The sequence below is a fragment of the Halalkalibacter oceani genome, assembly GCF_023715605.1.
Lineage (GTDB): Bacteria > Bacillota > Bacilli > Bacillales > Bacillaceae_D > Halalkalibacter > Halalkalibacter oceani.
Map to the genome: position 1 here is coordinate 25,930 of NZ_JAMBOL010000038.1, position 6,698 is coordinate 32,627.

Here is a 6,698-nt window from a genome sequence, read left to right on the forward strand (position 1 = left end):
GTATGATAGAGGCTCGGAAAAAGGAAATCAAGGAGGCTATCACATGGGACAAAACATAGCTGGAAAAACAGCATTTGTAACTGGAGCAGGAAAAGGAATCGGACGGGCGACGGCGCTTGCCCTTGCTAAAGAAGGCGTTCATGTCGGAATGCTTGCCCGTACAGAGGCGGATTTAAAAGAGGTGGCTGCCGAAATTGAGCAGCTGGGGGTAAAAGCAGCCTATGCTACGGCGGATGTTTCCTCGCTTGAAGAGGTGGAAGCGGCTGTGCAGCGTGTCCAAGGGGAGCTTGGCTCCTTTGATATTTTGATAAATAATGCCGGTACCGGGAAGTTCGGCGGCTTTCTCGATCTTTCACCGGAGGAATGGAAGCAGATGATTGATGTCAATCTGCTCGGTGTTTACTATGTGACCCGTACCGTCCTGCCGCAGCTGATCGAGAAAAACGGCGGCGATATTATTAATGTTTCCTCGACTGCCGGTCAAAAAGGAGCACCTGTCACAAGTGCTTACAGCGCTTCAAAATTCGGCTTGCTCGGCTTAACCGAGTCACTCGCGCTGGAGGTTCGCAAGCATAATATCCGTGTTACTGCCCTTACACCGAGCACGGTGGCGACTGAGCTCGCCTATAAGGAAAACTTAACCGACGGCAATCCGGAAAAGGTGATGCAGCCTGAAGACTTGGCTGAATTCATTGTCGCTCAGCTCAAGCTGCACCCGCGCGTTTTCATTAAATCGGCCGGATTATGGTCAACGAATCCATAAAACAGTACCGAACTTGTCCAGGAAAGGGGAAAGCAGCCTTTTTCCGGACAAGTTTTTTTCGTATGCGTGAAGGCTGCGAGGCTACAGACACATAGAGGCGCAACAGTATTATATTGCGACGCTGCACCGGGAAGGCGGAGGAGTAATTGACCCGAGCTGGGAAGAGCTTTCGATGCTTCTGGATCATCCGGCAATCACTGGGTTCGGAAGTTTACGGCAACAGGATGATGTCCCGGCGGCAGACTTTGTTTCTGCTTTTGACATTACAGCACCGTTACCGCTCCTGCTTGTCATTGGGGTAGAAGGGGTCATTTACACAAGTGAGGATATCGGTCAAATTCTGAACTATGTCGATGGCCTCACACTCGACAGACAAAAAGAAATAGACCTCCCTTGAGCGTCACAACTTGATGAGGAGGTCTATTTCAAGATTCTACTAGAGCCAGCCGCTCTTCGATGAGCAACTATTGTCACAGCCTTTAAGCAATGAGCGGAACCGCCACGATCTTTTAAAGCCCGTTGTGAGTGGGTTTCTCATAACGGGCTTGTGGCGTGTGAAGCCATTGCCAGTAGGTCCAAAGCTAGTTTTGTCTCAAGCTCTTTTTTAGTGTATAACGTATTCCCACATCCAGCGACAAATCATTCAATCCATGTGACGATTTCGTCCAGTGGCTTGCGTGTTTTCGGGCGTGGCTCCTTGGCGCGGTAGCCAAAGGCGACCATCGCGGAGATCGCCAAGTGTCCGTCCTCAAGTAAATGTTCCTCCTCAAGTAAAGCTTGGACTTTGTCAAAGTCAAACCCTTCAATCGGACAGGAGTCAATGCCGATAAAGGCGGCCGCTGTCATCATATTGGCAAGGGCGATATAGGTTTGCTTCCCGGCCCAGTCGAGCATCGTCCGCTCGTTTTCAAGCAGCTTGAGATCATGCTCCTGAAAGGCTTTATAGCGGACTTTCGCCTTTTCAAACAGCTCCGGAGGCAGCTTTTTCACATGCAGCATATGGTTCTTCACATAGTCGGAGTCGTATTTAGTATCCTTTGCTGTTCTGGCGAGAATGAGCACAAAATGACTGGCGGTCGGCAGCTGCCCCTGCGCTCCCCATGTGATCTCCTTCAATTTATTGCGTAATGTCTCGTTCTGAACGACGACAAATTTCCAAGGCTCGTAGCCGACTGAGCTTGGTGATAGTCGGGCCGCTTCTAATATGAAATGAAAATCATCCTCCGCTACCTTTTTAGTCGGGTCGAATTCCTTCGTCGCGTGCCGTTCTTGAAAGGCATGAAGGAGATCGGCTTTTCGCTTCGTTTTATCTTCCATCAAGATCTCTCCTTTTTTGGTTGATTCCAGTTAAGAGTGTAATCGATCCTCCTTCATCATTTCCACTAATTTGCTTTCTTATGAATGATTAAAAAAGGACAAGTTTTTATGAATCATTATAGAAATAGACAATTAGTAATCTGATTTTTAGTTTTTTTCTATAAATTCTCTGTTAGATAAACTATCAAACTAGTCATAATTTGTCGAAAAAGCCCCTATAATGACATCTATAAGAACAAGAGAGGATTGGTGAGAGGAATATGCGAAAGAAATATGGCTTTCTCGTTTCAGTTTTCATTTTATTCATTCTATTAGCAGCTTGTGGAGGTGGAGGGAGCGAAACCTCTCAAGGAGATGCGGGAGGTGCTGAAGAGGGAACAGAATCCAATGAGCCGATCGTCATCCGTTATGCTCATAATCAGCATGAATCAACGCCGCAGCATGAGGGGACCGTTTTATTTAAAGAAAAGATTGAGGAACTGTCAGAGGGAAGAATTGAAGTCCAAATTTATCCAAACAATCAATTAGGCAGTTTGCGGGAAACGATTGAATCTGTCCAAGCCGGACAAATTGAGCTTGCCCAGCAGCCGATTGGGATGATTAGTAATTTTGTTCCGGAAATGACGTTGAATGACCTTCCATACTTATTCCCTTCCGAAGAAGTATTATGGGCCGTGTTGGATGGTGAAGGCGGCGAAATGTATGATTCTTACTTGGAAAATCAGGGCTTTGTCGGACTTGGTTATATGAGCGGCGGGCCGAAGCAGTTTTCAGCTCATAAACCACTTCGTACGACTGACGATTTTGCCGGTACTTCGATCCGGGCTATGGAAGCTCCGATTGTCATTTCGACGATGGAGGCCCTTGGCGCCAACCCGGTCCCGATCGCCTTTAGTGAATTGTACAATTCCTTGCAGCAGGGAGTCGTGGACGGGCAGGAGAATCCGAATCAGTCATTTGTGATGCTGAACTTGCATGAAGTACAGGATGTCGTGACGATGACGAATCATTCGTGGATGATTTACAACAATATTATGAATAAAGATTTCTATGAGTCGTTACCTGCCGATTTACAAGAGCTTGTGCGTGAGGCAATGGAATATGCCAACGATGAGCAGCGGTTGCTGATGCAGGCAGAAGAAGAATCATATATTAGCGAGCTTGAAGAATTGGGGACAGAAGTCGTTCAGCTTACAGATGAAGAAGTAGAGGCGCTGCGCCAGGCAACATTGCCGGTTTATGACGAGTTTACGGATGTCATCGGGGAAGATCTGATGCAGAGCATTCTGGATGAAATTGAGCGCTTGGACAACAAGTAATATCAACGGGTGATGGGGGGAGCCAAAGGTCGGAATTCGGCTTTTGCGCTGCCCCCAAGCTGTTTTCAGACTTAAGAATCTGGAGTGGAGGGAGTGAGTATCAGTGCAGTTGTTAAACAGGCTGTTAAATCGATTTGAAGAAGTAGTGATCGGCAGCGCGATTCTGATTGTTTCGCTGTTGATTCTCGTCAATGTGGTGCTGCGTTATTTGTTCGGCACCGGCATTAATTGGACAGAGGAAATGGTGCGGTTTTTAATGATCCTGGTGACCTTTGTCGGGGCGAGCATTTGTGTCCGTCAAGGGTCTCATATTTCCGTCGATTTTCTTTTTAATTTGTTAAAGGGCAAGGCGAAAAAATGGCTGACGCTATGTATCTATCTGATTTGTGTGATCTTTACGGCTTCCATGGCCTGGTATTCGTTAGAAATTATTCAACAAAATATGCGCTTTATTCAGAAGGCGCCGGCCTTGCAAATTCCGATGTACATTCCTTATTTGATTTTACCTTTGGGCCTTTTTCTTTGTACGATCCGTTACATCCAGGAGATATACTACATTTTTCGGCCGGGGAATAAGCCGAGTAAGGAGGAAGCTCTATGATTCTCGCATTATTTGTATTGTTACTCGTCTGTTTGTTCATCGGTGTGCCGATTTTTATCAGTTTAGCTTTTCCGAGTATGATTGCCATCATGTTTTTCACCGATAATTCTCCTTCGATTATCGCCCAGCGCTTATTCGGCGGGCTGGATCAGTTTGGTTTAATGGCGATGCCGCTCTTTATTTTCGCGGCACAAGTCATGCTTGACGGCGGGATGGCAAGGAAGCTTTTGGACTGGTCAAAGGCGCTTGTTTCCTGGATGCCGGGGGGCACCGCTTTCACAACTCACTTTTCTTCGCTCTTCTTTGGTGCTCTTTCCGGCTCCAGTCCGGCGACTGTCGCGGCAATAGGCGGTATTATGTACCCTGAGCTGGAAAAGGAAAAATATGACCGTGGTTTCTCGGTAGGGCTGATTAGCAGCAGCAGCTCGGTTGCGATTATCATTCCGCCGAGCGTTACGATGATTTTATACGGCGTCGCCACGGGTGTTTCGATAGGGTCGCTGTTTATTGCCGGGATCGGGGCCGGGATTCTTTATACGATCGTGCTTGGCATTTACGTTTGGTACCGTGTGAAAAAAGATAAGCAGGTCGTTGCCGAGCAGGTTCCTTTTAATCCGAAGCAGTTTATCAGCGTGACAATTAAAGCGATCTGGGCTCTCGGTATTCCGTTTATCATTTTGGGCGGAATCTATATGGGGATCTTTTCACCGACTGAGGCAGCGGGCATTTCCGTCGTTTACTCGATCTTTGTCTCGATGTTTATTTATAAGGAAATGAATGTGAAACAGCTGTACAAATCAAGTGTGAAAGCAGCTGTACTGACAGCGCAAGTGATGATTTTGACAGGGGCTGCCGCGGCGTTCGGCTGGATCTTGTCCTCGGCGCAGCTTCCGCAGATGCTGGCGAATCTCGTCCTGGAAATGAACACATCTCCGGTGATGTTTCTCCTGCTCGTCAATGTTGTGTTTCTCATTGCGGGAATGTTTATGGACGGCTCGGGGGCAATTATGATTTTGGCTCCGCTTGTCTATCCAATCGGCCTGGCGCTAGGCATTGATCCGGTTCATCTTGGCGTAATCGTCGTGACCAATTTAGCGATTGGTATGTTCACTCCTCCGTTAGGCTTGAATTTGTTTGTCGCCAACGGAATAACGGGCGTTCCTTTTTCCAAAATGATCCCTTCGACGCTGCCGTTTTTGGCTGCCAGCCTGATTGCACTCGCGCTCATCACCTATGTCGAAGATGTCTCGATGTTTCTCCCGCGTCTGATCTATCCGTAAAAATTCAACAGAAGGAGTGTTCGTATGATCTTAATTAAACATGGCTATGTGGTCACCATGAACAAGGAGCGGGCGATTTATCAGGATGGAGCGCTTGTGTTGCAGGGTGACCGGATTGTGAAAGTCGGCAAAACGGCAGAGCTGGAGCAGGAAAGGGAATACGATCGCGTCATTGATGCAAAAGGAAAGCTGATTATGCCCGGGCTGATTAACGGGCATACGCATATTTTCCAAACGCTCTTTCGTGGGCTGGGGGATGATCGCCCGCTGTCAGAGTGGCTCGGGGAATGCGTGTTTCCGCTCTCCATGCATGTCGGTTATGAGGAGAGCCATGCTGCGATGAAGCTTTCCGCGGTGGAGATGATTCAAACAGGAACGACGACGTTTGTGGACAGTCACTTTATTCATCACGATAAGAAAGCGATCGATGGGATTGCGAATGCGGCGCTGGAATCAGGCATGCGGGCTGTGTTAGGAAGAACGGCGATCGATCAGGGGCCGGCGCCGGAGCGGTTACACGAAACAGTTGAAGAGGCGGCAAAAGAAGCGGTTCGTGTCATCGAGCTTTATCATGATCATCCGTCGGGCCGGATGAAGGTGCGGGTGGAGCCGTTAAATGAAACAGTAGCAAGTCCTGAAATGATTAAAGCGATGTTCGAGGTGAGCAAGCACTATCGGGTTGGGATGAATATGCATCTCGCCGAAACCGTCCAACGGGTCAAAAGCGTCCAGGACCGCTATCAAATGCGGTCGGTTGAATATTTGCATGATCTTGGCGTACTCGGTCCACATCTGCTGCTCGCCCATTGTGTCTGGATTAATCAAAAAGAGATTCACCTCCTCGCTGAAACAGAGACGAATGTTGCTCATAATGCGGTTTCCAATCAATATTTGGCTGACGGCGTTGCCCCTGTTCCGGCGATGCTCGCTAACCGGGTTACTGTCACGATTGGCCCGGACGGCGCGGCGAGCAATAATAATTTAGATATGTTTGAAGTGATGAAATCAGCCGCCCTTCTTCATAAAGTGAATACGTTAAGCACGACAGCGTTAACCGCCGATAAAGTGCTGGAAATGGCGACGATCGACGCGGCGAAGGCAATCGGCCTTGAAGATGAGATCGGTTCACTTGAAGCGGGGAAGAAGGCAGATCTTATTATGGTGAGCCTGGATGAACCAGAAATGATTCCGGCCTTTTCACCGCTGTCCCATCTCGTTTATTCAGCGAAAGGAAATGTTGTCACAGATGTGATCATCAACGGAGACATCGTTTATGAAAACCGCTTATTTACCAGCCTTGTATATTAAGCACAAGAGGTTCGCTACCTCTAGTGCTTTTTTTAGTATAGTTTTCTATACTAAAAGCAACGCTGTGGATTAGTAGCCCAGCCTACAGTACTTTTTAGTAACTGGTTTTA

The 6,698-nt window shown here is 47.8% G+C and carries 7 protein-coding genes; 6 read left to right on the forward strand and 1 reads right to left on the reverse strand.

The features are described 5' to 3' along the window. Positions 1 to 43 precede the first annotated feature (43 nt). Together M3202_RS20615 and M3202_RS20620 are read left to right on the forward strand one after the other, a co-directional pair. A complete protein-coding gene (locus tag M3202_RS20615; protein ID WP_251193660.1) occupies positions 44 to 763 on the forward strand; it encodes a 3-ketoacyl-ACP reductase in 720 nt (239 codons plus the stop codon). A 172-nt stretch (positions 764 to 935) separates the two neighbouring features. Next, the gene (locus tag M3202_RS20620; RefSeq protein WP_251225102.1) at positions 936 to 1,160 is read left to right on the forward strand and encodes a hypothetical protein; all 225 of its coding nucleotides are present in this window, start codon (positions 936 to 938) and stop codon (positions 1,158 to 1,160) included. Positions 1,161 to 1,402: 242 nt separating this feature from the next. Here M3202_RS20620 and M3202_RS20625 read toward each other — a convergent pair whose 3' ends face one another. Continuing rightward, the gene (locus M3202_RS20625) at positions 1,403 to 2,080 is read right to left on the reverse strand and encodes an NAD(P)H-dependent oxidoreductase (RefSeq protein ID WP_251225103.1); all 678 of its coding nucleotides are present in this window, start codon (positions 2,078 to 2,080) and stop codon (positions 1,403 to 1,405) included. A 260-nt stretch (positions 2,081 to 2,340) separates the two neighbouring features. Between M3202_RS20625 and M3202_RS20630 the strand changes: the two genes are divergently transcribed. The 4 genes from M3202_RS20630 to M3202_RS20645 all read left to right on the forward strand — a co-directional run bounded on the left by M3202_RS20630 (position 2,341) and on the right by M3202_RS20645 (position 6,588). After that, positions 2,341 to 3,399, forward strand: coding sequence for a TRAP transporter substrate-binding protein (locus M3202_RS20630; protein ID WP_251225104.1), 1,059 nt, complete (start codon positions 2,341 to 2,343; stop codon positions 3,397 to 3,399). Positions 3,400 to 3,502: 103 nt separating this feature from the next. Beyond that, the gene (locus M3202_RS20635; RefSeq protein ID WP_251225105.1) at positions 3,503 to 4,000 is read left to right on the forward strand and encodes a TRAP transporter small permease; all 498 of its coding nucleotides are present in this window, start codon (positions 3,503 to 3,505) and stop codon (positions 3,998 to 4,000) included. Continuing rightward, positions 3,997 to 5,280, forward strand: a complete 1,284-nt coding sequence (locus M3202_RS20640; RefSeq protein WP_251225106.1) for a TRAP transporter large permease — start codon at positions 3,997 to 3,999, stop codon at positions 5,278 to 5,280. The genes M3202_RS20635 and M3202_RS20640 overlap by 4 nt, the downstream gene beginning before the upstream one ends. Positions 5,281 to 5,304: 24 nt before the next feature. After that, positions 5,305 to 6,588 carry an amidohydrolase family protein gene (locus M3202_RS20645; RefSeq protein ID WP_251225107.1) on the forward strand — a complete coding sequence of 428 codons (1,284 nt, stop codon included), beginning with the start codon at positions 5,305 to 5,307 and terminating at the stop codon, positions 6,586 to 6,588. Positions 6,589 to 6,698: the final 110 nt, after the last annotated feature.

Bases quoted from the DNA above. Each gene is read 5' to 3' on its own strand.
- M3202_RS20615 (WP_251193660.1), top strand. From the start codon at position 44: ATGGGACAAAACATAGCTGGAAAAACAGCATTTGTAACTGGAGCAGGA.
- M3202_RS20620 (WP_251225102.1), top strand. From the start codon at position 936: ATGCTTCTGGATCATCCGGCAATCACTGGGTTCGGAAGTTTACGGCAA.
- M3202_RS20625 (WP_251225103.1), bottom strand. From the start codon at position 2,080: ATGGAAGATAAAACGAAGCGAAAAGCCGATCTCCTTCATGCCTTTCAA.
- M3202_RS20630 (WP_251225104.1), top strand. From the start codon at position 2,341: ATGCGAAAGAAATATGGCTTTCTCGTTTCAGTTTTCATTTTATTCATT.
- M3202_RS20640 (WP_251225106.1), top strand. From the start codon at position 3,997: ATGATTCTCGCATTATTTGTATTGTTACTCGTCTGTTTGTTCATCGGT.
- M3202_RS20645 (WP_251225107.1), top strand. From the start codon at position 5,305: ATGATCTTAATTAAACATGGCTATGTGGTCACCATGAACAAGGAGCGG.